A 25,737-nucleotide genomic window follows, 5' to 3' on the forward strand; every position below is an offset into this window, starting at 1 on the left:
GGTTACCTCGCTGTTTCGGTGGTGGCGGTCCGGTGGTCTTCAGGCAGTGGATCATCAGTGGCGGGATACTCAATCACGTGGCACAGCGCCTCGAGCCGGCCGCCGGCCAGGTCCTGGACCACGCCCGGCAGCTCGGCGAACGCGGAGGCACCTGTGAGGAAGGCATCGAACACCGGATCTGTCAGCAGGGACATGGCGAGTTCCAGCCGGTCGGCGTTGGTCCGGCGGTGCCGGCGGGCCCGCGCCACGGCGCCCACCTGGCTGGCCCGGATGGACAGTCTGCGGGCGTGGAAGTCCTCGCCGAGCGGGATCGTGATTTTCCGGTCGGCGTACCAGGACATCTCGATGATGTCGCCCTCGTCCCCCACGAGCTTCAGGCTGCGCTCCAGCCCGCCTTCGGACGCGGAGCAGTGGAACACGATGTCGCAGTCCGGCAGGGCGTCGTCGGGATGCGCGAAGTCCACGCCCAGCGTGTCGGCAAGGTCGTGGCGGTCGGGGTCCAGGTCGACGAGCTGGAGCCGCGCCAGCGGGAACGTACGCAACAGCGTGGCCACCATGCCGCCCACCAGCCCGGCGCCGATCACGGCGACGCGGTCGCCCAGCCTTGGCCCCGCCTCCCACAGCGCGTTCACGGCCGTTTCCACGGTGCCGGTGAGGACCGCGCGGCGGGGAGGAACGCCGTCGGGAACGCGGGTGAGCGCGGACACCGGCACCACATAACGGTCCTGGTGCGGGTGCAGGCAAAAGACTGTTTGCCCCATCCAGTCATCCGGGCCCTGTTCCACCACGCCCACGGACAGGTAGCCGAACTTTACCGGCGACGGGAACGAGCCCTCCTGGTGCGGGGCGCGCATCTTCTCGGCGATGCAGGGCGGTACGGCGGCCTGGTGGACCACGAGTTCGGTGCCCTTGCTGATGCCCGAATAAAGCGAGCGCACCAGAGCCTCCTCCGGGCCCGGGACGCGCAGCTGCTCGCTGCGCAGTTCACCCCGGCCAGGGGCCACGGTCCAGTATGCGGTTGCTTCATTGTGCTGCTGGGAAGTACTCATCTTGCTTATGAATCTAGTGCCCGGCCCCGATTTCCGGGAAGATGCGTCCCGGCGCGCCCGCTCCGAACGCCGGGCCGCTGACTGTGTTTGCCGGCAAAAGGATGCCGTTTTGGGGATGCGGCCCTTGCTCCGGTACCCTATTCAGGTTGGTGACGTGTCCGAGCGGCCGAAGGTGCAACACTCGAAATGTTGTTTGGTGTAAAAGCCAACGTGGGTTCAAATCCCACCGTCACCGCCAATGAGAAAGACCCCGGTTCCCTTGTAAACAAGGGAACCGGGGTCTTTGCTTTGACCGGAAAGGTCTTGGGTAACGCAGCAGTAGCAGCCTGATGTCATTCATTCCTGCACATCGGCAGTCCGGGATTCATGACCCACCGCTTGCCGGATCTGTGATCGACTTCAACCGAGGATGCTGATGAATAAGAACGCCACTGTAAGGTACTGGCTGGCCCTGGCCGCGATGTACGGGCTGACCCTCAGCGTCGTAGCCATGGCCGACTGGCCTTGGCCGCTGTTTATGGGCGGGGCGTTCATACTCTTCGCCGTCTTACACAGTATTCGATACCGCCAGATGGGCCGGAAGGTTCAAGGCAAGCTTGCTACGGCGGCTGCAGTCCAGGGGCCGAACTGCTCAAGCTGTATGGGTTGCAGACGCTGAACTTGGAGGCGCAGTGTGGCCAGCCGCCGGAGCCCGTCGGCACGGAGGCCGTCACGTGCTACAGTCCCAGAATCAGCGCACGACCGCATGCAAATCGCAATCATTCGGAGGTTCGCGATGCCGGACACCACCTGCCACATGTCGATCTCGCTGGACGGCTTCGTCGCCGGGCCGGACCAGAGCCGTGAGAACCCCCTGGGCAAGCGGGGGCTGGAGCTGCACGGCTGGCACATCGGCGACGCACGGGCCAACGATGCCGACGAGGTCGCGAACGGATGGCTCATGCGCCCGCGGGGCGCGTATGTAATGGGTCGGAACATGTTCGGCCCGGTCCGCGGGGACTGGGATGAGGAATGGACCGGGTGGTGGGGCCCCGAACCGCCCTACCACGCGCCGGTGTTCGTGCTCACCCATCACGGGCATGACCCGATCCAGATGGACGGCGGGACGACCTTCCACTTCGTCACCGAGGGCTTCGACGCGGCCTACTCCGCTGCGTGCCGGGCCGCCGGCGATAACGGCGTGGACATTGCCGGCGGGGCGTCGACCGTCCGACAGGCACTGATCGCCGGCGTGATCGACGAGCTCACCCTCGACATCGCACCGGTCCTGCTCGGTTCGGGCGAGCGCATCTTCGACGGCGTTGAATCCTTCGGCTTCGAACCCGCCGAGGTGCTTCACTCGCCGCTGGCCACCCACATCCGCTATCGCCGCGTCAGCTAGCTCGGGTCCGCCGGACCAGCGATTGCTATTTTTCGGTGATTCTTGCAAGCAGCGCGTCGAGGCCGCCCTGCACAGCGTCGTAGGTTCCTGCGGCTTCAAGGTCGCGCGCGAACTGCTCGTTGAGCCCTCCGGGCGTTGTGTGTGACTGGGCGAGGGCCGCGAAGTCCGCGCCAGGCGAGTCGAGTTCGCCGGACAGGGCAGCGAAGGTGTCGGCGACGTAGCGACGCGCCGCGGCTGTCGGGATGCCGCGGCTGGACAGCCAGTCGGCGATCGTTCCGAGGTAGCGAAAGTACGCCGCTACCGTGCCGGATGCCGCGGACACTGATTCAAATGCCAGCTCGCTGGCGATCTCCATGCTCCCGCCGAGCCGGTCGTACAGCCCCGTTGCTGCCGGCGTTGCCGGGTACACAGGTGTCACGCTTCTGCGAGTCGCCACGGCGGTGAGCGGGATGCTTCGTGCGATGTCCGTCGCGGGCGCGACTGGTCCGGCCAGCTGCGCGACAGGGAATCCGGCTATCGCACTGACCACGGCGTGATTGGCGCGGAACTGCAGTCCGGCCAGCACCTCCGCAGCGTGGCTGGGCAGCAGGCAGACGACCACCACGTCGCTGTCGTCCACGACCTGCTGGTTGTCCACGGCCACCCGCACCGACGGCAACTGCGCCGCGAGCTCTGTCGCTCGTTCGGCGTTCCTTGGGGAAAGCACAATTTCTGGCGGATCGGCCACACCGCGGCAAAGCCCAGTGACGATCGCCGTCGCGATTGAGCCAACTCCAAGGACGCCATAAGTGGTCACCGGACGAATCTACCCTACGACCGGCACCCGGCGGCAGCGTCCGAATCTATTGCAGATACACTCGTTCCGGGTCGTGATGACGCAGCACATCACCCCTACGAACCCCATCCTGATCAATGGCGCCTGCGCGCTTGTGCTGCTAGGAACAGGTACAGCCCAGCCGGTCATCCAGTGACCAATCCGGCGTCGGCACTCCCGGGCCGGGGCGGCGGCCCGCTCATTCCCCGGTTCGCAGAGCGGGCCACCTACCGAGGCCGTAGATCCAGGAGACCCGTTACGGCGACGGTAGGGGGATAGTACCGCCGCGGGCTTGGGAAAAAGTGGCTCCGATTTGAGACCTAAGCAAGCTTTCCATTAGTTTTGACAGGGACGCTCCGTGTTCCCCCATATATGGAGCGGTTGCCTAGAAGAACCCCGCTGCACGGTTGTGCAGCGGGGTTCTTCGCTGCCTGTGCCGACAGCTGGGGTGTTACTCGGAGCCGGACTTCTGGTCCCGGTCGAGAAGGTTCTTCTTGATCTCGTCCAGTTTCTCCTTGATGACCCGCTCCGCATCCGAGATCGTCTTCCCTGCGCTGCTCAGCGGGTCCAGCTGCACGTACACCTCGTGCGCCACGGGCAGGTCATACTCGTCCTTCAGGTGCGTCCCGCCGCCGACCCCTTCCAGGCTCAGGTACACCTGGGCGTCGGTGCGGGCGATTCCGGCGATCCTGCCGAACACCACGGTGAAATCGTTCGGCTGAAAGCTGACCGTCTGGCCAACGTGGCTGCGGTCAAGCTCCCCCGCCGTCACGGCCTTTTCGTACTGGCTTCCGCTGTAGTTCATCGCTACTCCTCAATTTGGGCGTGGTGACTTACGCCAGCAGTCTATGGCGGACGGGCGGCACGCGCTTGAATGGTTGCAGATCTTTTCGCGGGCAGGAGTCACACATGAACGCCAAGGGCACCAGGAGCACGGACTACGCCTTCGTCACGGTCTGGCGGGTGGCAGGGACCACGGATGACGTCGCCGAAATCCTGGGCGATCCTGTCGGACTGGCCACCTGGTGGCCCTCCGTGTACCTCAGCGTGGACCCCATCCATCCGGGCACGGAGAACGGTGTGGGGCGGATGGCCAGGCTCCACACCAAGGGCTGGCTCCCTTACACCCTCCGCTGGACGCTGACCGTCACGGAACCGATCACCAGCAGCGGCTTCGCGATCCGCGCAACCGGCGACCTGGACGGGACAGGGCGCTGGACGTTCGAGCAGGACGGACCGGAAGTCCTGATCACCTACGACTGGCGGGTCAGTGCCACCAAGCCGCTGCTGAGGCGGCTCAGCTGGCTGCTGAAGCCCGGCTTCGCGGCCAACCACCGCTGGGCAATGGCCCGCGGGCAGGAGAGCCTTGCGCTGGAGCTGCGCCGCCGGCGCGCGGGCACCGGTCCGCATTCCGTCCCCGCGCCACCGCCGCCCACGTTCCCGCGGGTGGCGGGGCGTGGGCGGCGGAGGGACCGGCGGATTCGTGGCTAGGCGTTAGCCAGTACGGGCTCCGGCGGTGCCTGGTTCCGGCTGGCCTTCGGCTTGGCGAACCGCAGGTACAGCGACGGGACAACGAACAGGTTGAGCAGCGTGGACGTTACCAGCCCGCCGAGGATCACCAGGGCCATGGGATGTTCAATCTCATGGCCGGGGATGTTCCCCAGGACCACCAGCGGCACCAGGGCAAGCCCCGTGGCCAGGGTGGTCATGAGGATCGGCGAGAGGCGTTCCCCGGCGCCCCGCAGCACCAGTTCGGGACCGAACTTTTCACCCTCATATTTCTCCAGATGCTGGCAGTGATTGACGAGCAGGATGCCGTTCCTGGCAGCGATTCCCATGACCGTCAGGAAGCCCACAATGGACCCCAGTGACAGCACGCCTCCGCCCATGAAGGCGGCGAATACTCCGCCCACCAGGGCAATCGGGAGCGTGAGGATCACCAGCGTCGCCAGCCGCCAGCTTCCGAAGGCCACCTGCAGGAGCAGGTAGATCACGGCGAGCGCCCCGATGGCGAGTGTCAGGAGGGTGTTGGTCGCCGCCTGGCGCTCCTGGAACTCACCCAGGATCTGCGTCCGGAAGCCCGGAGGCAGCTCAACCTTCTTGAGCCCTTCCTCCATGGCCGCAACCACGTTGCCCAGGGTGCCTTCCTTCACGTTGGCCTGGATATCAATCCGCCTGGAGTGCGCATCGCGCTGGATGACGTTCGGGGTCGGCTTGACCTGGACGCTGGCCACGTCGGACAGCAGGATCTTCTGCCCGCTCGGTGTATCGATGGGCAGGTTCCGGATGGCCGTGATATCGGAACGGACCTCCGGCGGGCTCCAGACCTGGACGTCGTATGCCTTGCCGCCCCGGTAGACGTCGCCGACTTCCTCGCCGGCCACCATGGTTGCTGCGGCCCGGCGGACGTCGCCCGGCTTCAGCCCGTAGCTCTGGGCCTTTGCCAGATCAACCTCGATATTGATCTGCGGAATGTCCTTTTGCAGGGCCGTCTGGACGTCAATGGCCCCTTCGGTTCCGTCAAAGATCGCATGGATCTCCGCCGCCTTTGAGCGCAGGAGAGCCAGGTCGTCCCCGTAAAGCCGGACGACGACGGCGTTGCTGGCACCGGTGAGAACCTCGCGGATTCTTTCCTTCAGGTAGGTCTGGACGTCGCGGACGATGCCGGGATAGCCATCCACCACTTCATGGATGGACTTCAGTGTCTGGTCATAGTCCACGGCGGGGTCGATGCTGATCCAGTTCTCACCGAAGTACACGCCCACGACCTCGTCGGCGTTGAAGGCCTGCCCGATGTGGGAGCCGCAGTTCCGGACACCCTTAATGGTGAGCAGTTCCTCGCAGGCCTTCTGGCTGACGCGGTACTCCTCCGTGACCGACGTGCCCGGCTGGGTCAGCCAGTGCATCAGGAAGTCGCGTTCCTTGAAGTCAGGCAGCAGCGATTGCCCAAGCAGCGGTGCCGTGACAGCACCGATGGCCGCCATGGCCCCGAAGGTGGCGTACCCCGCCACGGGCCGCCTCACCATCCGGCTCAGGACGGCGCGGTAGCCGCGTTTCAGCACCCTCACCAGCGGAGGTTCCTGTTCCTTCAGCGGAACTTTCCGCATGAAGATCAGTGCCAGCGCGGGTGTGACGGTCAGTGCCACGAGCATCGATGCCAGCACCGCCAGGGTGTAGGAGATGGCCAGCGGCCTGAAGAAGGCCCCGGTCAGTCCCTGGAGGAAGAAGATCGGCACCGCCGCAGCGATGATGATCAACGTGGCATAGATGATCGGACCGCGGACCTCAAGGGAGGCTTCCAGGACCACTGAGGCCGTGGACCGCGTCCCGCCCTCCGCCCGGTGCTGCCGGAGTCTTCGGATGATGTTCTCGATGTCGATAATCGCATCATCCACCACCACCCCGACGGCAATCACCAGCCCCGCCAGGACCATGGTGTTCACCGATGCTCCAGTGAGGTAGAGGACGGAGGCCGCCGTCACCAGCGACAGCGGGATGGCGATCAGGCTGATCAGCGCCGTCCGCCACTGGAAGAGGAACGCGCCGAGCACCAGGATTACGAGGATGCAGCCCAGCATCAGCGCGCGGCTGAGGTTGTTCAGGGATTCCTCGATGAACGTTGCCGGTCGGAAGATCTCCGTGTCGATGGTGATGCCGCTGAGTCCCGGCTCCATCTGCTCCAGCGCCGCCTCAACACCCCTGGTGACTTCCAGGGTGTTGCCCCACGGAAGTTTCTCCACGATGAGCATCAGCCCTTCGCCCTGGTTGATCACGGCGTCGCCAATGAGCGGCTGGTGGTCCTCCACCACATTGGCCACGTCACCAAGGCGGAGCGGCTTCCCGTTCTTCTCCTCGATGGTGACCTCCGCAAGATCCTTCGGTGTGGTGATCGGCAGCACGTGCTGGATGCTGAGCCGCTGGTTGGGCGTCTCTAAGTGGCCGCCGGTACCGATGACGGACCCCGGTGAGTACTGCAACAGGCCCGCGTCAAGGGCGTTGGCGGTCACTTCCATGACCTGGTTCAGGCTGACATCATTGGCCTTCAGTTTCTCCGGAATCGCCTGCACCTGCAGCATCTGCAGGCGCTCACCCCAGATGGCTATGTTGGCCACACCGGGGACACGCAGCAGGTGGGCCCGGATCTTCCAGTAAGTGATCATGGACATTTCCATGAGCGACCGCTGATCCGATGTCAGACCGATCTTCATGACCCGGCTGGTGGACGAAAGCGGCTGCAGCATCACCGGCGGGGCCGCCCAGGTGGGCAGCGACGGCGTGACGGTGGCGATCCGCTCCGAAACCAGCTGGCGGGCCTTGAGGAGGTCCGCCCCCGGAGCGAAGATCAGCACGATTGAGGACAGCTGCTCCACGGACTTGGAGCGGATCTCGTCCAGACCCTCGACGCCGTTCAGTGCGTCTTCGAGCGGGACGGTCACCAGCTGCTCGACCTCGGCAGCGGTGAGGCCGATGGCGATGGTCTGGATCTCCACCTTCGGCGGGGCAAATTCGGGAAAGACGTCCACCGAGGCCGTGCTGAGCTGGACGCCGCCGAACGCCATCATTGCCACCGCGATGGCCACCACCAAGGCGCGGAATTTCAGGCTGAACCCGACAATCCGGCGCATGTCAGTGACCCTTAGTGCCGAATTCGGCGCCGAACAGTTCCGCGGCACCAACGGTGACTACATCGGTTCCTGCAGGCGGACCGGACCGGAGCTGGACCTTGTTGTCGACGATCTTGTCCACGGTCACCGCGGCCCGGATGTACGTCCGCGGCTCGGGGTTCGTGTAGACCCAGGTCTTGCCGTTGGCGTCGTAGACCAGTGCTCCGTAGGGCACCTGCAGCGGACTGCCTTCACCCTTGGCCACCTTCACCGTGGTCACTGACAGCCTTTCCACTGCCTTGTCGGTCAGCGTCAGCTTGTTCAGGTCAGGGCCGGCCTTTTCCATGGTTGACGCTGCCTGCCCGGCGGGTGTCGCCGCAGTTTTCACTGTCGCACAGCCGGCGAGGCTCATTGATGCTGCGCAGGCCAGCACGAGAACAGAACGCCAGCCCCCAAAACCACTCTTGCTTTTCATGACAATTCCGACCTCTCTGCCAGAACCGGTCCATTGTTGTTCACCAATGAGCTCCCCCAGTCCGTGTTGGTGCGTGGACCAATGCGGAGGAAGAGGATCGGCAGAATAAATAGGGTCAGCAGGGCCGAGGTGATAAGCCCGCCCCACACAACCAGCGCCAGCGGAAGGAGCATGCCTCCGCCGACCGGCCCGCCCAGGAGCACCAGGGGCACCAGCGCCAGCCCGGTGATCACGGTGGTCAGAACAGTCGGCATCAGCCGTTCCCCGGCCGCCTGCCGCATCAGGTGCGCCGGCGACTCCGACGGGGCACGGGACTGCAGGGACTGGTACGTTCCCATCAGCATGATCACGTCCCGGACTGCCAGGGCGAGCACCGCCGCCAGGGCCACCAGCACGTAGACCGAGCCGAAACCGCCGGCCAGGTCCGCAGCAAGGATGCCGCCGGACAGTGCCACCGGAAGCAGCACGAAGACCAGCCCCGCGAGCCGCCAGTTGCCGAGGACCGTCAGCAGAAGGACCAGGATGCCGGCTGCTGCCGCCAGGGCGAGCCACCAGATGAACGCGCCGGCGGCCTCCTTTTCGGCGTACTGCGGCGGGATCTCAGCATGGTACTCCACCGGGAACTGCATTCCCTTGATGGCGGCCTGGACGTCCCTGGTGACGTCACCGAGATTGCGGCCCTGGATGTTGGCCACGACATCGATGCGCCGGGAGGTGTCGTCATGGTGGATCACGGTCTGGTTCGGGCGGAGCGTGACCGTGGCCACGTCACCCAGCCTGACCTGCCCGCCTTCAGGCTTGTCGACCATCATTTCCGTAACACTGGTCAGGCTGTTGCGGGTGGATTCCGTGCCCTTGACGATCACCTGGAACACCTTTTGCTGCTCGAACAGGTACCCGACCTCGATGCCCTGCAGGACGGTGGCAGCCGCCCGCCTGACATCGCCCGGCTTGATGCCCTGCTTCTGCGCCTTGGCGAGGTCAACCTCGATCTCCGCAACAGGCTGGTCTACGGTGACATCCACCTGCGGCTCAACCACGCCGTCGGTACGCGACAGGATCCCGCGGATTTCATCTGCCTTCTGGCGCAGGATGTCCAGGTCCACGCCGTAGACGCGCACCCTGAACTGGCGGTTGTCGATTGCGCTGGCGGCAGCAACCTGCTGCTCCGGGTAGGTGGTTACCTTCGCCGTCAGGCCCGGGTACCCCTCAACAATCTCGCGAACATCAGAGCGCACCCTGCTGATGTTGGCGCCGTCCTCCATGGTCACCCAGAGTTCGCCGGCATTGACGTCAGAGGAGGTGTCGGAGGTAATGGCGCGTCCCACGTGGCCGCCCACGGAGGAGACTCCGCGGATTGCGCTGAGCTCTTCGCTGGCGCTGGTCATCACCCTGTTCATCACTTCGGTCCCTGTGCTTGCCGCCGACTCCCATTCGACAAGGAGGGTCCGGTCGGGAACAGCCGCCACAACGGGAAGCTCCTTCGTGGCGCCGGGCACGATTGCAAGTGCGGCTATTGCCATCGCCGCAGCCGCAAGGGCGAACACTGCGGCCACCGTTCCGGTGAACGCCCTCGCCGAGCGCTCATAGCCGAGCCGGGCCTTCCGGATTACCGAAAGGCTGCGCCGGGCCCGCCTGTGACCCCGCAGCAGCAGGCTCGCAAGGGCCGGTGTGACTGTCAGGGCGACGAGCATCGCCACGGCAGTTGCCAGCAGGTAAGAGAGCACGAGGGGCTTCAGGAACGCCCCTTCCACGCCCGGCACAAACAGTGCCGGTGCCAGGGCAAGCAGCGCGGTGAGGCCGGCGAACAGGACCGGCACGCGGGACCGCTGCAGACCGTGGGCAAGCAGGGCTTCACGCGACACCCGGTCATCGGCCGATTCCCGCCTGAAGCTGTGGAGGTCGGTGATGACATCGCCGATGACGAGGACGAGGGCAAGTACCAGACCCGAGAACGCCATGATGTTCAGGACCGCTCCCTGGAACTGCAGCACTAGCGCAGCAGCCGTGGCCGCCACGGAGATGGCCACGAAGGCCAGCAGGGCGTAACGCCAGGACCGGAACGCGAGGCCGATCGCCGCGGTAACCACGAGGAGGCTGACCAGCAGGGCAAGTCCCAGGCTGCCTACGGCGGACTCAACAAACGTGGCCGGCCGGAACACGGTGGAGTCCACAGTGATGCCGGAGAGGCCCGGACGCAGACCGTCCAGTACCGCCTCAACGCCCTTTGTCACGTCCGCAACACTGGTGTCCGGGAACTTCTCGATGACCAGCAGCAGGCCGGGCGACTTGCCGGTGACAGCGTCGCCGATCAGGGGCTGGTGGTCCTCGCTCAGGGTGGTGACGTCGGACAGCGTCAGCGTCTTGTCAGAGGCGCCCTCAACGCTGACCTTGCCGAGATCCTCAGGCGTCCGGATCGGCAGCACATGCTGGATGCCGATGCGCTGGTTGGCGGATTCGAGGAATCCGCCCGTACCCGGGGTCGAAGCTTCAAGGAAACTCAGGGGGGACACCCACACCGCGTTGCCGGCGGTCTCGACCACCTGGTTGAGGGTGACGTTCTTCGCCCGGAGCTGTTTGGGGTCCACCTGAACCTGCAGCTGCTGTTCGCGCTGGCCGTAGATGGAGACATTTGCCACCCCCGGGACACCCATCAGCGCCGGCTTGACGTCCCAGCGGGCCAGGACCGACATGTCGATTGGCGAGACGTCCTGGGACGTCATCTGCACCATCATGACGCGGCTCGTCGAGGAGAGCGGCTGCATCAGCACCGGCGGAGACGACACGTTGGGCAGCGCGAAAGCCTGCGTCAGGCGCTCGGCAACGAGCTGCCGGGCGCGGAGAATATCGGTGCCGGGCTCAAAAACCATCTCAATGGAGGAAAGGCCCGGGACTGACTTCGAACGTATTTCGTCGAGCCAGGCAACTCCGTTCAGGAGGTCGGCCTCCATGGGTGAGGTAATAAGCTGTTCGACCTCAACGGCGGACAGGCCCAGTGCCTCGGTTTGAATTTCCACGTGCGGTGGAGAGAATTCTGGAAGATTATCCACTGACATTGACGGCAGGGTCGTTAAACCGAACCCTAAAACACCGGCAGCAGCGGCTAAAACGATCAATCGAAACTTTAGACTCCAGCGGACAAGCCAACCGGTCATAACCTCAGCCCCCATCGTTATTGGCTCCGGCGGCGTTGCCGGAACCAATGACTGATGCGCCTCTTAAGGTACGTCCACAGCGGCGTTGCTGTGGACGAGTGCCGAGCTGTCTCCCCGCAACCCTGCGTGTCCCCCTTACCGGAGGACACTTCTGGCCAAGGGAGTGATGATGGACCGCGGCCAGACTATGAGCGTTATTTCCTAGCCGGCTTTCCCTGCCGGCTTTTCGATTTCTACGCAAAATTGGACAAGCGAGACCAAGATCAGTTTGGCACACCGAAATCTGCAGATCAACGCAACATTTGCGCTGAAATTAGCCAATTCTGCGCCACCGAAGTGGTTTATCGTTGCATCACCGTCGGCAGAAACCGGTTTGGGCCGAACGGATGGAGCCTGCGGGCCGATGTCACAATCCGGACATCAAATCCGGGTGTCCGCCGCGCCATCGTTGACTCCGGCAGGAACGCCCGCAATGTTAGAGCCATGAGGCCACAGCGAATCACCAAAGGACTAATAGGTACGACGGCGGCTGCCGCACTGGCGCTGCTACTCGCCGCCTGCGGGCCAAGCCAGCCCGCCAGCCAGGGGACTACCGAACCGGCACCCGGCTCAGCCACCCCGAGCACCCAGTCGGCCCCCGAAACTTCCGCGCCGTCGTCGTCCTCTGCCGCCCCCGCCCAACCCCAACCAGCGTCCCCGACGGCCACTTCAGCGGCACCCCAGTCCACCGCCGCCGGCACCCAGCTGTGCAAGGCCTCCGGACTGAAGGCCACCACGGACGCCACAGGCGGCGGTGCCGCCGGCAGCGTTTATATGGAGCTGATCCTGACCAACAGCGGCAAATCCGCCTGCCACCTGAAGGGCTTCGCCGGTGTGTCGCTGACCACCGGGCCCAACGGGCAGCCGATCGGGGCACCGGCGCAGCGCGATACCTCCGTCGCCGTCCAGGACGTCCTGCTGGCGCCCGGGAAGTCCGGCACGGCGGTGCTCCGTTACACCCAGGCGGGGAACTACCCGGACTGCGCCAAGACCGCAGCCGCCGGCTTCCGGGTCTACCCGCCGGAGGACACCGCGTCGCTGTTCGTGGCACGGCCCTCGGATGCCTGCAGCAATGCCTCGATTGAGCTCCTGAGCATCGGCGCGTTCCAGGCCCGCTAGGGCAAAGTCTGCCGCAACCACCCTGCCCTCCTGCAAGCCTGTTCCGCCCCCAACTTCGTAAGTACACTTACGGTTAGTCGGGGTCCTGGCTGGCAGGGCGGGGCCAGCCGCGGGAACGCCTCGCGACAAAGACGCAGGCCAAAGGCAGGTTGAGACACGTGACGTCACTCTGGTTGGACCGGACCGACACTTTCACCAGCGACCCCTTCACCCCCGGCGAGTCCTTTGACACCGTGGTGGTGGGTGCGGGCCTGACCGGCCTGACCACGGCGCTGCTGCTGGCCCGCTCGGGACAGGACGTGCTCGTCCTGGAGGCACGCGGGCTGGGCGCAGTGGCCACCGGCAACACCACCGCCAAGGTAACCCTGCTGCAGGGCACCGTGCTCTCCGCCCTCCGGCAGCAATACCCGCAGAAGGTTGTGGACGCCTATGTGTCCGGCAACCGGGAGGGGCAGGCGTGGCTGCTTCGGTACTTGGAACAGCGGGGTGTGCCGTTCCAGCTGCGCGACGCGTACACCTACGCCACCACCACGCAGGGTACGGAAGCGGTCCGCGCGGAGCTTGTCGCGGCCCTTAGCGCCGACCTGGAAGTGGACTACGTCCGGGATGCTGGCCTGCCGTTTCCCGTGCGGGGAGCCGTGCGCCTCCGCGGTCAGGCCCAGATCAACCCCATGGACGTGCTCACTTCACTCGCAGAGGACGTCCGGAGCCACGGCGGCCGGATTGTCACTGGGGTGCGGGTCCGGAACGTCACCGGCGCGGGGCCATCAACCATCCACGTTGACCGCGGATCGGTCCAGGCCGACTCGGTGGTGCTGGCCACGGGCAGCCCGATCCTGAACCGCGGCCTCTACTTCGCCAAGCTCAAACCGAACCGCTCCTACGCCGCAGCCCTGGAGCTGACCGGAGATGCCACACCGCCCGAAGGCATGTACCTGTCCGTCGAACAGCCCGTGCGTTCCCTCCGGGACTACCCTGCGGACGGCCGGAATCTCCTCCTCGTGGGTGGCAACGGGCACCCGGTAGGAAAGGCGCACTCGGAACAGGCGCACCTGGAGGATGTCCTGTCCTGGGCGCGGCAGCACTTCCCCGTTGCCGCGGTCACCCACACGTGGTCCGCGCAGGATTATCAGGCCACCAACCTCATGCCGTTCTTCGGCAAGTTCCCGCGCGGCCGCGGACGCATCTTCTTCGCCACCGGCTACAACAAATGGGGCATGACCAACGCGGTGGCCGCATCCCTGGGCATCGCCGCGGACATCCTCGGAGGCCACCTGCCGTGGGCCAACACCATCCACCGCCGGGTGACATCGCCTCCGGGCGCAGCCTCTGCCGTGACCCTGAATGCCGGAGTGGCCGCCACGCTGGCCAAGGACTGGGGCAGACTGAAAAAGCTGCCACCGGCCGACGGCGCCGTGCCGGCCGAGGGCACCGGAACCGTGGCCCTGCGCGACCGGAAGCCCGTGGCCACGTCCACCGTTAACGGAACGACGTGCAGCCTGTCCGCCGTCTGCACGCATCTGGGCGGCATCCTGCACTGGAATGACAACGAGAAGTCCTGGGACTGCCCGCTGCACGGCTCCCGGTTCAGCAGCGACGGGCAGGTCCTTGAAGGGCCGGCCACGCGCGACCTTCCGCCGGCCGGGTAGAGAACTTCTGATGTTCCTATAGGTGTCAGTGCCGTGAGGCATGATGGAGGCATGCAGTCGCAGGAGCCCGCCGGTACCTCCACCGGCACGTCCACCGGGGACTCGATGGGCCAGTTCAGCCGACCCACCAGGGAGTGGTTCCTCGGTGCCTTCTCCGAGCCCACCCCCGCCCAGCAGGGGGCCTGGAACGCGATTTCATCCGGTTCACACGCCCTCGTGGTGGCGCCCACCGGCTCAGGCAAGACCCTGGCCGCGTTCCTTTGGGCTCTGGACCGGCTCCTGGTGTCCGGGTCGGCCGCACCCGATGCTGCTTTGCCCGATGCTGAGGTGCTGCCAGGTCTCGAAGAGCCTCCTGCCGGTGCCAAGCCCAAACAGTCCCGGGCACGGAAGCCCAAGCGGAAAACCCGCGTACTGTACATCTCCCCGCTCAAGGCGCTTGGCGTCGACGTCGAACGCAACCTCCGTTCTCCCCTCATCGGCATCACCCAGACCGCGAAGCGGCTGGACCTGCCGGCTCCCCTGATCACGGTCGGAGTCCGGTCCGGCGACACCCCCGCCTCGGACCGCCGTGCCCTGCTCAGCAATCCGCCGGACATCCTGATCACCACCCCCGAGTCCCTCTTCCTGATGCTCACCTCCAGGGCTCGGGAAACGCTCAGCGAGGTGGACACCGTCATCGTGGACGAGGTCCACGCCGTTGCCGGCACCAAGCGCGGGGCACATCTCGCCGTCTCGCTCGAGCGCCTTGATGCTTTGTTGCCCGCGCCCGCCCAACGGATCGGGCTCTCGGCCACTGTTGAACCGCGGGAACTCGTGGCTCAGTTCCTGGCCGGCTCCGCCCCGGTGGAGATTGTGGCCCCTCCCTCGCGGAAGAACTGGGACCTCACGGTGTCTGTACCTGTGGAGGACATGTCAGACCTTCAGGGCGCCGCCGGGGCTTTCGATTCCGGGCCGGCGTCGGGACTGCAGCCGCAGGCCTCCATCTGGCCCCATGTGGAGGAAAAGATCGTGGACCTGGTGCTGGCCAACCAGTCCACCATCGTCTTCGCCAACTCGCGGCGGCTGGCCGAACGCCTCACGGCCCGGCTCAACGAAATCCACGCGGAACGCCAGCTCCTGGCAGTTGGCGGAGGCTGGGATGACCCTGCTCCGCCGGCGCCCGGAGGCGTGCCCACGTCCACCGGCACACCTGCGCACATGATGGCGCAGGCCGGAAGCACCGCAGGGGCTGAACCGTTGCTGGCACGGGCCCACCACGGCTCAGTATCCAAGGACCAGCGGGCCCTCATCGAGGACGACCTCAAGTCCGGCCGGCTGCGCTGCGTGGTGGCCACGTCCTCGCTGGAACTCGGCATCGACATGGGTGCCGTGGACCTCGTGGTGCAGGTCGAGTCCCCGCCCTCCGTTGCCAGCGGCCTGCAGCGGGTGGGCCGCGCCGGGCACCAGGTGGGCGAGATTTCCCAGGGCTACCTGTTCCCCAAGCACCGGGCCGACCTGGTGCACACCGCCATCACCGTTGAGCGCATGCTGGAGGGCAAGATCGAACGGCTCAGCGTCCCGGCCAACCCACTGGACATCCTGGCCCAGCAGACCGTCGCGGCCACCGCGCTCGGCAGCATCGACGTGGAGGAATGGTTCTCCACCGTCCGCCGCTCAGCCCCGTTCGCCACACTTCCCCGGTCCGCCTACGAGGCCACACTGGACCTGTTGGCCGGGCGCTACCCCTCGGATGAATTCGCCGAACTCCGGCCCCGGATCGTCTGGGACCGCAACGCCGGGACCATCGAGGGCAGGCCCGGCTCCCAGCGGCTGGCCGTCACGTCCGGCGGCACCATCCCGGACCGCGGGCTGTTCGGCGTCTACATCATCGGCACGGAGACCGAGGGATCGGCTTCCCCGGCCGCAGCGGGTGACGGCAAGGGGTCCGGCACGGCCCCGGCCAAGGGAGGCCGGCGGGTCGGCGAGCTGGACGAGGAGATGGTCTACGAATCCCGCGTCGGAGACATCTTCGCGCTGGGCGCCACCAGCTGGAAGATCGAAGACATCACCCATGACCGCGTCCTGGTGTCCCCCGCCTTCGGCCAGCCCGGCAAGCTGCCGTTCTGGAAGGGCGATTCGCTGGGACGCCCCGTTGACCTGGGCCGCGCCCTCGGCGCGTTCGTCCGTGAACTGTCGGCGTCCGACGTCGGCCCTGCCACCGAGCGCTGCAAGGCCAGCGGCCTTGACGACTTCGCCGCAAACAATCTGCTGCAGTACCTGTCCGAACAGAAGCTGGCCACAGAGGTGGTCCCCAGCGACACGACGCTCGTAGTGGAACGCTTCCACGACGAACTCGGCGACTGGCGGGTCATCCTGCACAGCCCGTTCGGCATGCCGGTCCATGCGCCGTGGGCCCTCGCCGTGGGCCAGCGGCTGAACCAGCGCTACGGCCTGGACGGATCGGCCATGGCCGCCGACGACGGCATCGTGCTCCGCGTGCCGATGATGGAGGACGAACCTCCCGGAGCCGAGCTCTTCCTGTTCGACCCCGAGGAACTGGAACAGATTGTCACCGCCGAGGTGGGTGGCAGTGCCCTGTTCGCCTCCCGCTTCCGCGAGTGCGCGGCGCGTGCCCTGCTGCTGCCCCGGCAGACCCCCGGCAAGCGGCAGCCGCTGTGGCAGCAGCGGCAGCGGTCCGCCCAGCTGCTGGACGTCGCGCGGAAGTACCCGGCATTTCCGATCGTGCTGGAAACCGTCCGCGAGTGCCTCCAGGATGTGTACGATCTGCCGGCCCTGAAGGATATCGCCGCCTCGGTTGAGCGGCGCGAACTCCGGATTGTCCAGACCACCACCCAGCAGCCGTCCCCGTTCGCCAAGTCCCTGCTTTTCGGCTATGTGGCGCAGTTCCTCTATGAGGGCGATTCCCCGCTCGCCGAACGCCGGGCGGCCGCGCTGGCCCTGGACTCCACGCTGCTCAACGAACTCCTGGGCCGCGTGGAACTGCGCGAGCTTCTGGACGCCAGGGTCATCGACGCCACCGAACGCGAGCTTCAGCGCCTTGCCCCCGACCGGAAAGTCCGGGGCATGGAGGGTGTGGCCGATCTCCTCCGGCTGCTCGGGCCACTGGACCCCGGGGAAGTCGCCGCCAGGCTTGCCCCGCCAGCGGATACCCCGCCGGTTGAGCCCGTCGAGACCCCGCCGTCCCAGGCAACGACGGCCGAAGCTGCCGCCCACCTCGCCGCCCTGCAGCGGGCGAACCGGGCCATCAAGGTGACACTCTCCGGCGTCGAACGCTTCGCCGCGGTGGAAGACGCCGCCAGGCTGCGCGACGCCATCGGCGTCCCGCTGCCCATGGGCGTTCCCCTCGCCTTCATCGAGCCGGTGGCGGACCCGCTGGGCGACCTCGTCTCGCGCTATGCCCGCACCCATGGCCCGTTCACCGCCACCGAAGCCGCAGCCAGGCTGGGACTGGGTGCGGCCGTCGTCGGAACTGCCCTGAAGCGGCTCGCGGCGGACGGCCGCGTGGTGGAAGGCGAATTCCGGCCCCACGCCGAGCCCGCTGACGCCGGCTCCGCTGCCGGCGAAAGCCCGGCAGCCGCGCTGTCTGACCCCGGTTCCGGACTTGACCCCGTCGCCGAAGCGGCGGCTGCGTCGGCCGCCGCCTCGGCCGCCGTGGCCCTGGCCGGCAGCGAATGGTGCGACGCCGAAGTCCTCCGCAAGCTCCGCCGTCGCTCGCTCGCCGCGCTGCGGGCAGAGGTGGAACCCGTGGACATTACCGCCTACGGCCGGTTCCTGCCGGCCTGGCAACATGTCCGCACGCCGGGCGCGGGACGGGGACAGCCGGCGCTGCGCGGACTCGACGGCATCATCACCGCCGTGGACCAGCTCTCCGGCGTGCCCATACCGGCGTCGGCCTGGGAACCGCTGGTGCTCGCCAGCCGGGTGTCCAATTACCAGCCCGCCATGCTGGATGAACTGATGGCCGCCGGGGAGGTTCTTTGGTCAGGTGCCGGTGCGCTTCCGGGCAACGACGGCTGGATCAGCCTGCACCTGGCAGATTCGGTGGAACTGACGCTGAACCCGGCCCCTGACTTTGAACCGGGTGACGCCCAGCGTCGGCTGCTGGACCACCTGCAGGCCAACGGCGGGGGTTACTTTTTCCGGCAGCTGACGGACATTGCCGGCGGCATGGACGCGGTGCTGGGCGACCAGGACGTCGTGTCCGCCATCTGGGATCTGGCCTGGGCAGGCCGGGTCACCGGTGACACGTTCGCCCCGGTCCGGTCCCTGATCGCCGGCGGGCACACGGCCCACCGGCAGGTCGCTCGCGCGCCGCGCGCCAGGGCGCCGCGCCTCAGCCGGCTGGGACGCTCGCACGGCACGGGCCTGCTCGGCTCGCCGGGACTGTCCGGCGGACGTTACGGGTCCGTCAGCGGCGCTGTCCCCACCCCGCCCCTCGCGGCCGGGCGCTGGTCCGCGCTGCCCACGCCCGAGCTCGATCCCACCATCCATGCCCGCGCCACGGCGGAGCTTCTGCTCGACAGATACGGGGTGGTCACCCGCGGATCCGTCATGGCAGAGAACATCCTGGGCGGCTTCGGGCTCATGTACAAGGTCCTGGCCCGTCTGGAGGAAGCCGGACGGTGCCGGCGGGGGTACTTCATCGAGCATCTCGGTGCTGCGCAGTTCGCCGTGCCCGCTACCGTCGACCGGCTGCGCACGTACACCGAGGACGCCCAGCTGGCCAAGCCGGAACCCGTGGCGCTGGCCCTGGCGGCAACAGATCCGGCCAACCCCTACGGCGCAGCCCTGCCGTGGCCCGCCGGCAATGTCGAAGCCGGCAGCGGGCACCGCCCGGGGCGGAAGGCCGGTGCGCTGGTGGTGCTGGTCGACGGCGCGCTGGTGCTGTACGTCGAACGCGGCGGCAAGACGCTGCTGGTTTTCACGGAAGACCACTCCGTCCTTGCCGCCGCCGCCGGAGCCCTCGTGGACGTGGTGAAGCGCGGGGCAGTGGACAAGCTCATCATGGAAAAGGTCAACGGCCACGGCATCCTCGACACCCCTGCGGCATCGGCGCTGACTGCAGCCGGCGCCTACTCCACACCGAAAGGGCTGAGGATCCGTGCCTGAAGGTGATTCGGTCTGGCGCGCCGCCAACCAGCTGCATACCGCCCTCGCCGGCCAGAAACTCCTCGCATCGGATTTCCGCGTGCCCCGCTTCGCCACACTGAACCTGGCCGGCTGGACCATGGAGGAGGTGGTCCCCCGCGGCAAGCACCTGCTGATGCGGCTCGCCGGCCCGGCCCACGAGCGGCTGACCATCCACTCGCACCTGAAAATGGAGGGCAGCTGGCAGGTCTACCCGCCGGGAGGCAGGTGGCGGAAGCCGGGATTCACGGCCCGGTGCGTGCTCCGCACGGCCGTTGCCGACGCCGTCGGGTTTTCCCTTGGCCTGCTTGAGGTGATCAAGACCAGCGAAGAGGACAAGGCAGTGGGGTTCCTGGGGCCCGACTTACTGGGACCGGACTGGGACCCGGCCGAGGCCGAGCGCCGCGTGGCGGCGAAGCCCGACGTGCCGGTCGGTGTGGCCCTCCTGGACCAGAGCAACCTCGCGGGCATCGGGAACATCTACCGCTGCGAGGTGTGCTTCCTGGCCGGGATCCATCCGGCGTCGCCCGTTGCCGCGGTGCGCGACTGGCCCGCCATGTTTGCCGACGCCAAGCAGCTCCTTGAGGCGAACCTCGGACCGGGCCGCCGGACCACGCTGCTCAACGCCCGTGGAACTCCGGTGGGCCGCTCGGCCGGGCGGCCCGGCTACTGGGTGTACCGGCGCGAGCACCAGCCGTGCCTGCGCTGCCGGACCCCCATCCGCCGCGCCGTGCTGGGCAAGACCGTGCCAGGCAAAAGTGCTCTGGGAAAAAGTGCTGTGGGAAACGCAGCGGCGGGCAGCCCCGGCAGTGGTGCGGCCGTCACGGAAGAACGCGACATCTACTTTTGTCCGACATGCCAGCCCCTGCTGGGCGGCCCCGAAGCCTGACGGCCACGGACCCGCCCGCAGAACGAACTGTGTCAGGACGCTGTCGCCGGTGCCGCTGACCGGTCCTCGCGGTCCCCGGACTTTGCATTGACAGGACTGCCGGCGCCTCCACGGGCGGCCGGAACCAGGAAGTACGGCAGCAGGAGCTGGACCAGCGGACCGATCGCCAGGGCATAAACCACGGTTCCCACGCCGACCGAGCCGCCCAGCAGCCAGCCCGCGGCGAGCACCACCACCTCGATCAGCGTGCGGGACAGGCGCACGGACCAGCCGGTGCGCCTGGCCAGGCCCGTCATGAGCCCGTCACGGGCACCGGGGCCGAAGCGGGCACCGATGTAGCACGCTGAGGCGATGCCGTTGAGCAGCACCGCACCGGCCAGCAGCGCGATCTGGCCCCCGAGGTGGGAAAACGCGGGGATCAGGGCGAGCCCGACGTCGGCAAAGACGCCCACCAGGATGGCATTGCAGAGCGTGCCGAAGCCCGGCCGCTGCCGCAGCGGAATCCACAGCAGGAGCACCAGAAAGCTGACAATAATGACCACCACGCCGATACTCAGGCCTGTCCTGCCGGCAACGCCCTGATGGAACACGTCCCAGGGGTCCAGACCGAGCCCGGCCCGGATGAACAGGGCCAGCGAAATACCGTACATGGCGAGGCCGGTGAAGAGCTGTATAAGTCTGCGAGTCATCATTGAACCATCCTGAAGCAGAACTGGCCTTGTTTTCCATGGCCAGTTTGAAATACTGGCCTCATGTCCGGATCACTTACCCCCACCGCCCTCGCGCGCCTCCTGGGCCAATGGCACCACGGCAACGCTCCCGCCTACCGCGAACTGGCCGACGTCGTCCGCCTTTTGGTTCTGGACGGGCGCATCCCGCTGGGGACCGCGCTGCCCAGCGAACGGACGCTGTCCGCAACCCTCGCGGTCAGCCGCACCACGGTGACGGCGGCCTATTCCAGCCTGCGCGAGCAGGGGTTTCTGAGCAGCGGCCAGGGCACGCGCGGCCGCACGTGCCTGCCGCGGACGGCGTATGCCGGAGAAAAGGGACGGGATTCCGGGGCTGGACTGTCGGGGGCGCCGGGCCTGGCGGTTCCCGACGGCGTCATCGACCTCGCGTACGCGTCGCTCCCGGCCAGCGGCGAAGCGGTCCACCAGGCGTTCGCCGCCGCGCTCACCGAGCTGCCCGCCCTGCTGCCCGGCTTTGGCTACGATGCCTTGGGCGTGCCGGGCCTTAGGGAAGCAATAGCCGGCCACTATTCCGACGCCGGTGTGCCGACGACAGCCGGGCAGATCCTCGTGACGTCCGGCGCGCAGCATGCCCTCAACATCGTGCTGCGGGCCTTGGTCGGCAAGCAGGACAAGGTCCTCGTGGAGCAGCCGACCTATCCGAACGCGCTCGACGCCATCCGTGCCACCGGCTGCCGCGTCGTACCGGTCCCGCTTCCCCCGGCGTCGGAGCGGGGCTGGGATCTCGACGCGACCGAATCCGCCCTGATGCAGCACCGTCCCCGCATGGCCTACACCGTTCCCGATTTCCATAACCCCACCGGCCGGCTGATGCCTGACGCGCAGCGCCGCCGACTGGTCCGCGCGGCCGCGGTGTCGGGCACGGTCGTGGTGGTGGATGAGACGCTCCGTGAGCTGAACCTCGACGGCGGCACAACGGCTCCGCTGGCTTCCTTCAGTCCGGCCGTGGTGTCCATCGGATCGCTGAGCAAGTCCCACTGGGCGGGCATGCGCACGGGCTGGATCCGCGCCTCGGAGAGCCTGATTCAGCGGTTCGCGGCCGTCCGCACCACGATGGACCTTGGCGGCCCGGTGGTGGAGCAGCTGGCGGCAGCCCATCTGGTGCGCAGCCTGGCCGATCCCCTGCCCGCACGCCTGTCCGCGCTCCGGGAGAACCGCGCCGCGCTGCTGGAGCTGCTCAAGGTTCACCTGCCGCGGTGGGAGGCGGAACGGCCCGACGGCGGCCTGGCCGTCTGGTGCCGGCTTCCGTACCCGGGGAGCACGGCACTGACCGTGATCGCCCCGGAGCTCGGCATCCGGCTAGCTGCCGGCCCGCGCTTCGGGGTGGGTGGGGTGTTTGAGAACTTTCTTCGCATTCCGTTCACGCTGCCGCCGGACCAGCTGGAGACGGCTGTCCTCGCACTCCGGGCCGCCCAGGACCGGCTGGAGGCGGCACCGCAGCTGCGCCGGACACTCAGGGACTCCCCCGTTGCCGCCATCGCCTGATGCCGGCGGTTCCACGACGCGCATCTGCCCCCACGACGCGCACATTGCCTGGCGACCCTTGAATCCGAGTGTCCTGAGGCAATATGCGCGTCGCCAGGCAGATTGCGGGTCGCCGGGCAGCCTACGCGTAGACCTTGTGGAGGAACGCACCCCAGGCGCTGGCAGTCGCCGCGGAATCCCCGCTGCCGCTGAAGTCGTGGACGGTCATGCCCACGGGTGCGCCGAACGCGTTGCGGCCAAAGAACCGGTACATGGTGTCCGCGGTCCGCAGGCCCAGGAAGTTCTCGTTGGAGAAGTCCACCTGCCCGCTCAGCCGGCCGACGCCGTCGACCTCCACATCAAAGCTCTCGCCCTGCGACGCATTGTCCACGCCGAGCGCCTTCTTGAGCCGCACGAAACCATCAGGCACCTGTGATTCCGCGGGTCCCTGGATGTCCGTGAAAACCACGGGCTGGCCGTCGAAGTGCTTCAGGTACTGGCCCAGGGTGTGCAGGTAGAACTCCGTATGCTTGCTGGCACCGTCGTACTGCTGGTCCCAGTTGTCCGCGAAGATGCCGCTATGGACATAGTGGAGCCTGGCCCGGCCGCCGTCGACTGGCTCCAGTACATGCTCGAGCTGGTTGAACCAGCCATCCGGACCATCCATGCGCGACACCAGATGCTGCGGATATTCCTCCACGGTCTTCACATCCGGCCACTGGTCCGTGGGGAACATCCAGCCCGGGGTGCCCCTGGTTACGGCCTCCCAGACCCGCTCCGGGGTGCCGGGCAGCTCGGTGTCAAAAACAATCTCGAATTTCCTGTCGTCAGTCATTGTCCTGCTCCTTGGCTGGGATGGTTTTGGTTGAGTCTTGTGCATCCGGCTTGAGTGCGGGGTGAAGCGCGACGACGAGCCGGTGCTTCCTTCCTCCGGCACCGCCGTGGTGGTACTGGTCAACAAGCCGCGTGACCGCCACCCCGAGGTCTTCGGCGAAGGCTGCCCGGTCGGCGGCGGTGCGGAAGGTGATCTCGCCGTCGATCGCGAACGTGGCGAGTTTCTGCCGTGCGGCGGCGGCACCGGCGATGAGCTTGCCCATTTCCTGGACCATGCGGCCGGCGAGCGCCAGCAGCCAGAAGGCGGAGAATCGGTCCGCAAAACGGCGCGGGTCCGGCGCCACGGACTGCAGCGCCACCGGGGAAATGAGGTAGGACGCCGCCGTGGCCCGCAGCACGCGTTCGGTCACGTTGCCCTTGCGGCGCTCCTCCACCAGCTCGACGAGGCCGTGCCGCTCCAGCGCCTTGAGGTGGTAGTTCACCTTCTGCCGGGGCAGCCCCACTTTCGCTGCGAGCTGCGTGGCCGACCCGGGCTCCGCCAGCTCCTGGAGGATGCGGGTCCGGATCGGATCCAGCGAGGCCTCCGCCGCCGCCGGGTCCTCGATCACTTCGATGTCCAACATGGTTCAAGTGTCACTACCGACAGTTTTATTTGTCAAGAACTTTTTTACCGTCGGTTGCTTGCCGCGGTGGCGAGTTCGCCGGAACCGTGCCAGTTCGCCGGAAGGTTCCGGCGAACTGGGAGGTTTCCGGCGATTTCGACGGCGGGGACGCGGCGCAAAGTAGAATGGACCGGTGATGCAATCCCCCCTTCCCGTGCGCGACGGCGTGAACGCGACCCGCCTGCGCCTCCCGGACGAGGGCCCCTGGGACACCGCAATGGACTACATGATGCACCGTTGGGGCCACATCGACCCCCAGGGCATCGAGGACCGGTTCGACGCCGGCGAGATCGTGGGCGAGGGTGGCATCCCCCTGCACCGCGGCACCAGGCTCGAGGACCATACCTTCATCTGGTACTACCGCACGCTCCCGCCGGAAACCCGGCTGCCCGTGGAGCTGAACATCCTGCACCAGGACGAACACATCCTGGTGGTGGACAAGCCGCACTTCCTCCCCACCACGCCCGGTGGAACGTATATCCAGGAGTCGGCGCTGGTCCGGCTCCGGAATCAGCTGGACCTGCCGGATCTGATTCCCATGCACCGCCTGGACCGGATGACCGCGGGCATCCTCCTGCTCTCGACCAACCCCGAGACGCGGGGAAAGTACCAGGTGCTGTTCGAGAAGCGCCAGGTCCAGAAGGAATACGAGTGTGTGTCCGCCGCCGAACCGGCTGCCGGGCATCCCGCCGTCGAATTTCCGGTGGTGGTCCGCAACCGGATGACGAAATCCCGCAGCTATCTTCTGGCGGAGGTCATCGACGGCGAGCCGAATGCGGAGACCCGCATCGACCTGCTGCGGACGTTCGACGCCGGAACTCCGGCAGGTGCCCCGGGTCGCCTGGGCCTCTACCGGCTCGAACCGCATTCCGGTAAAACCCACCAGCTCAGAGTGCACATGGCCTCGCTGGGCCTGGGCATCCTGCACGATTCGTTCTACCCGGAACTGCTGGACAAGGCGCCCGACGATTACACCAGGCCGCTCCAGTTGCTGGCACGCGGCATCAGGTTCGTGGACCCCATCACGAAGAAACCCGTCGAGTACCGCAGCCGCCTCCAGCTGAGCGAAGTCCGCTAACCGGAGCAGGGTTCGCTAGAAACCACTTTCAAGGACACTCCGGAAGACCGCCACCGTTTCCGGACTGAAGAGCACGAACTCCACCAGCTCCACCCCGCCTTCGGGAGAGCGGGCGGCATAGGACCGGACGGCGTCAAAGGCCACCTGCGCCACTTGGCGGGCGTCCCAGCCATAGACCCCCGCGCTCACAGCAGGAAAGGCCAGCGAACGGACCCCCAGGCCCTCGGCAATCCGCAGGCTCTCGGTGAAGCAGGACGCGAGCAGCGCCGGATTGGTCTGCCCCGCGTGGCGGTTGGGACCGACGGTGTGAATGACCCATTGAGCCTGCAGCCCGTAGCCGGGGGTCGCCACCGCAGCGCCAACAGGCAGGCCGTCCCGGAGTGTCGTTGCCCTCAGCTCGCGGCAGGCCTCCAGCAGTTCCGGCCCCGCCGCACGGTGGATCGCGCCGTCCACGCCACCGCCGCCCAGCAATGAGGAATTGGCCGCATTCACCACCGCGTCCACCGTCCGCCCCGTGATGTCACCCTCAACGATCTCTATCCGCATGCAGCCAGTGTGGCACTCCCATACGGCCAGGCGTAGACGTTCGGCCGGTACAAGGCGCCGGGCGGGCGGAAGGGGCTTGGCCGGCGAACGGCTCGGTCCGGCG

General features: G+C 67.0%; 18 protein-coding genes and 1 tRNA gene. 9 read left to right on the forward strand and 10 right to left on the reverse strand.

Going from position 1 to position 25,737, the window contains the following annotated elements; all coding sequences use genetic code 11:
- Positions 1–2: 2 nt before the first annotated feature.
- Entirely contained in the window at positions 3–1,049 is a 1,047-nt protein-coding gene (locus ARGLB_RS08845) for a zinc-dependent alcohol dehydrogenase (protein WP_043418508.1), read from the reverse strand.
- A gap of 148 nt (positions 1,050–1,197) precedes the next feature.
- Here ARGLB_RS08845 and ARGLB_RS08850 point away from each other — a divergent pair.
- Together ARGLB_RS08850 and ARGLB_RS08860 are read left to right on the forward strand one after the other, a co-directional pair.
- A tRNA-Ser gene (locus ARGLB_RS08850) sits at positions 1,198–1,287 on the forward strand.
- Between the two features lie 537 nt (positions 1,288–1,824).
- A complete protein-coding gene (locus ARGLB_RS08860; RefSeq protein WP_003801301.1) occupies positions 1,825–2,430 on the forward strand; it encodes a dihydrofolate reductase family protein in 606 nt (201 codons plus the stop codon).
- Between the two features lie 25 nt (positions 2,431–2,455).
- Here the strand turns inward: ARGLB_RS08860 and ARGLB_RS08865 are convergent, their stop codons facing one another.
- Together ARGLB_RS08865 and ARGLB_RS08870 are read right to left on the reverse strand one after the other, a co-directional pair.
- Entirely contained in the window at positions 2,456–3,226 is a 771-nt protein-coding gene (locus tag ARGLB_RS08865) for an NAD(P)-binding domain-containing protein (protein WP_043418511.1), read from the reverse strand.
- 469 nt (positions 3,227–3,695) lie between these two features.
- Positions 3,696–4,049 carry a hypothetical protein gene (locus ARGLB_RS08870; RefSeq protein WP_003801307.1) on the reverse strand — a complete coding sequence of 118 codons (354 nt, stop codon included), beginning with the start codon at positions 4,047–4,049 and terminating at the stop codon, positions 3,696–3,698.
- Positions 4,050–4,153: 104 nt separating this feature from the next.
- Between ARGLB_RS08870 and ARGLB_RS08875 the strand changes: the two genes are divergently transcribed.
- Positions 4,154–4,735, forward strand: coding sequence for an SRPBCC family protein (locus ARGLB_RS08875; protein ID WP_003801309.1), 582 nt, complete (start codon positions 4,154–4,156; stop codon positions 4,733–4,735).
- Here the strand turns inward: ARGLB_RS08875 and ARGLB_RS08880 are convergent.
- The 3 genes from ARGLB_RS08880 to ARGLB_RS08890 form a co-directional block, all read right to left on the reverse strand.
- The gene (locus ARGLB_RS08880; protein ID WP_003801311.1) at positions 4,732–7,869 is read right to left on the reverse strand and encodes an efflux RND transporter permease subunit; all 3,138 of its coding nucleotides are present in this window, start codon (positions 7,867–7,869) and stop codon (positions 4,732–4,734) included. The genes ARGLB_RS08875 and ARGLB_RS08880 overlap by 4 nt on opposite strands.
- Position 7,870: 1 nt before the next feature.
- Positions 7,871–8,194 (reverse strand): efflux RND transporter periplasmic adaptor subunit, encoded by a 324-nt coding sequence (locus ARGLB_RS08885; RefSeq protein ID WP_003801312.1) that lies wholly within the window; start codon positions 8,192–8,194, stop codon positions 7,871–7,873.
- A gap of 125 nt (positions 8,195–8,319) precedes the next feature.
- A complete protein-coding gene (locus ARGLB_RS08890; protein ID WP_139023303.1) occupies positions 8,320–11,493 on the reverse strand; it encodes an efflux RND transporter permease subunit in 3,174 nt (1,057 codons plus the stop codon).
- 468 nt (positions 11,494–11,961) lie between these two features.
- Between ARGLB_RS08890 and ARGLB_RS22740 the strand changes: the two genes are divergently transcribed.
- From ARGLB_RS22740 to ARGLB_RS08915, 4 genes are all read left to right on the forward strand, one after another.
- Positions 11,962–12,636: a DUF4232 domain-containing protein gene (locus ARGLB_RS22740; RefSeq protein ID WP_003801317.1), complete on the forward strand. Its 675-nt coding sequence runs from the start codon at positions 11,962–11,964 to the stop codon at positions 12,634–12,636.
- Positions 12,637–12,794: 158 nt separating this feature from the next.
- Positions 12,795–14,285, forward strand: a complete 1,491-nt coding sequence (locus ARGLB_RS08905) for an FAD-dependent oxidoreductase (RefSeq protein WP_003801319.1) — start codon at positions 12,795–12,797, stop codon at positions 14,283–14,285.
- A 51-nt stretch (positions 14,286–14,336) separates the two neighbouring features.
- Positions 14,337–19,394: an ATP-dependent helicase gene (locus tag ARGLB_RS08910; RefSeq protein ID WP_003801321.1), complete on the forward strand. Its 5,058-nt coding sequence runs from the start codon at positions 14,337–14,339 to the stop codon at positions 19,392–19,394.
- A complete protein-coding gene (locus tag ARGLB_RS08915) occupies positions 19,387–20,301 on the forward strand; it encodes an Fpg/Nei family DNA glycosylase (protein WP_003801322.1) in 915 nt (304 codons plus the stop codon). The genes ARGLB_RS08910 and ARGLB_RS08915 overlap by 8 nt, the downstream gene beginning before the upstream one ends.
- A gap of 32 nt (positions 20,302–20,333) precedes the next feature.
- On the opposite strand, the gene yczE is transcribed toward ARGLB_RS08915, so the two are convergent.
- Positions 20,334–20,993 carry a membrane protein YczE gene (gene yczE, locus ARGLB_RS08920; protein WP_003801324.1) on the reverse strand — a complete coding sequence of 220 codons (660 nt, stop codon included), beginning with the start codon at positions 20,991–20,993 and terminating at the stop codon, positions 20,334–20,336.
- A 60-nt stretch (positions 20,994–21,053) separates the two neighbouring features.
- Between yczE and yczR the strand changes: the two genes are divergently transcribed.
- Complete coding sequence (yczR, locus tag ARGLB_RS08925) at positions 21,054–22,535, forward strand: MocR-like transcription factor YczR (protein ID WP_003801326.1); 1,482 nt, start codon at positions 21,054–21,056, stop codon at positions 22,533–22,535.
- 121 nt (positions 22,536–22,656) lie between these two features.
- On the opposite strand, the gene ARGLB_RS08930 is transcribed toward yczR, so the two are convergent.
- Complete coding sequence (locus ARGLB_RS08930; RefSeq protein WP_003801328.1) at positions 22,657–23,349, reverse strand: SRPBCC family protein; 693 nt, start codon at positions 23,347–23,349, stop codon at positions 22,657–22,659.
- The gene (locus ARGLB_RS08935; RefSeq protein ID WP_003801330.1) at positions 23,342–23,971 is read right to left on the reverse strand and encodes a helix-turn-helix domain-containing protein; all 630 of its coding nucleotides are present in this window, start codon (positions 23,969–23,971) and stop codon (positions 23,342–23,344) included. Before ARGLB_RS08935 ends, ARGLB_RS08930 begins: the two co-directional genes overlap by 8 nt.
- A 175-nt stretch (positions 23,972–24,146) precedes the next feature.
- On the opposite strand from ARGLB_RS08935, the gene ARGLB_RS08940 reads away from it, so the two are divergent.
- A complete protein-coding gene (locus ARGLB_RS08940; protein WP_043418519.1) occupies positions 24,147–25,088 on the forward strand; it encodes an RluA family pseudouridine synthase in 942 nt (313 codons plus the stop codon).
- A gap of 15 nt (positions 25,089–25,103) precedes the next feature.
- Here the strand turns inward: ARGLB_RS08940 and ARGLB_RS08945 are convergent, their stop codons facing one another.
- A complete protein-coding gene (locus ARGLB_RS08945) occupies positions 25,104–25,634 on the reverse strand; it encodes an O-acetyl-ADP-ribose deacetylase (protein ID WP_003801335.1) in 531 nt (176 codons plus the stop codon).
- Positions 25,635–25,737: the final 103 nt, after the last annotated feature.

This window comes from Arthrobacter globiformis NBRC 12137, assembly GCF_000238915.1.
In the GTDB taxonomy this organism is placed as follows: domain Bacteria; phylum Actinomycetota; class Actinomycetes; order Actinomycetales; family Micrococcaceae; genus Arthrobacter; species Arthrobacter globiformis.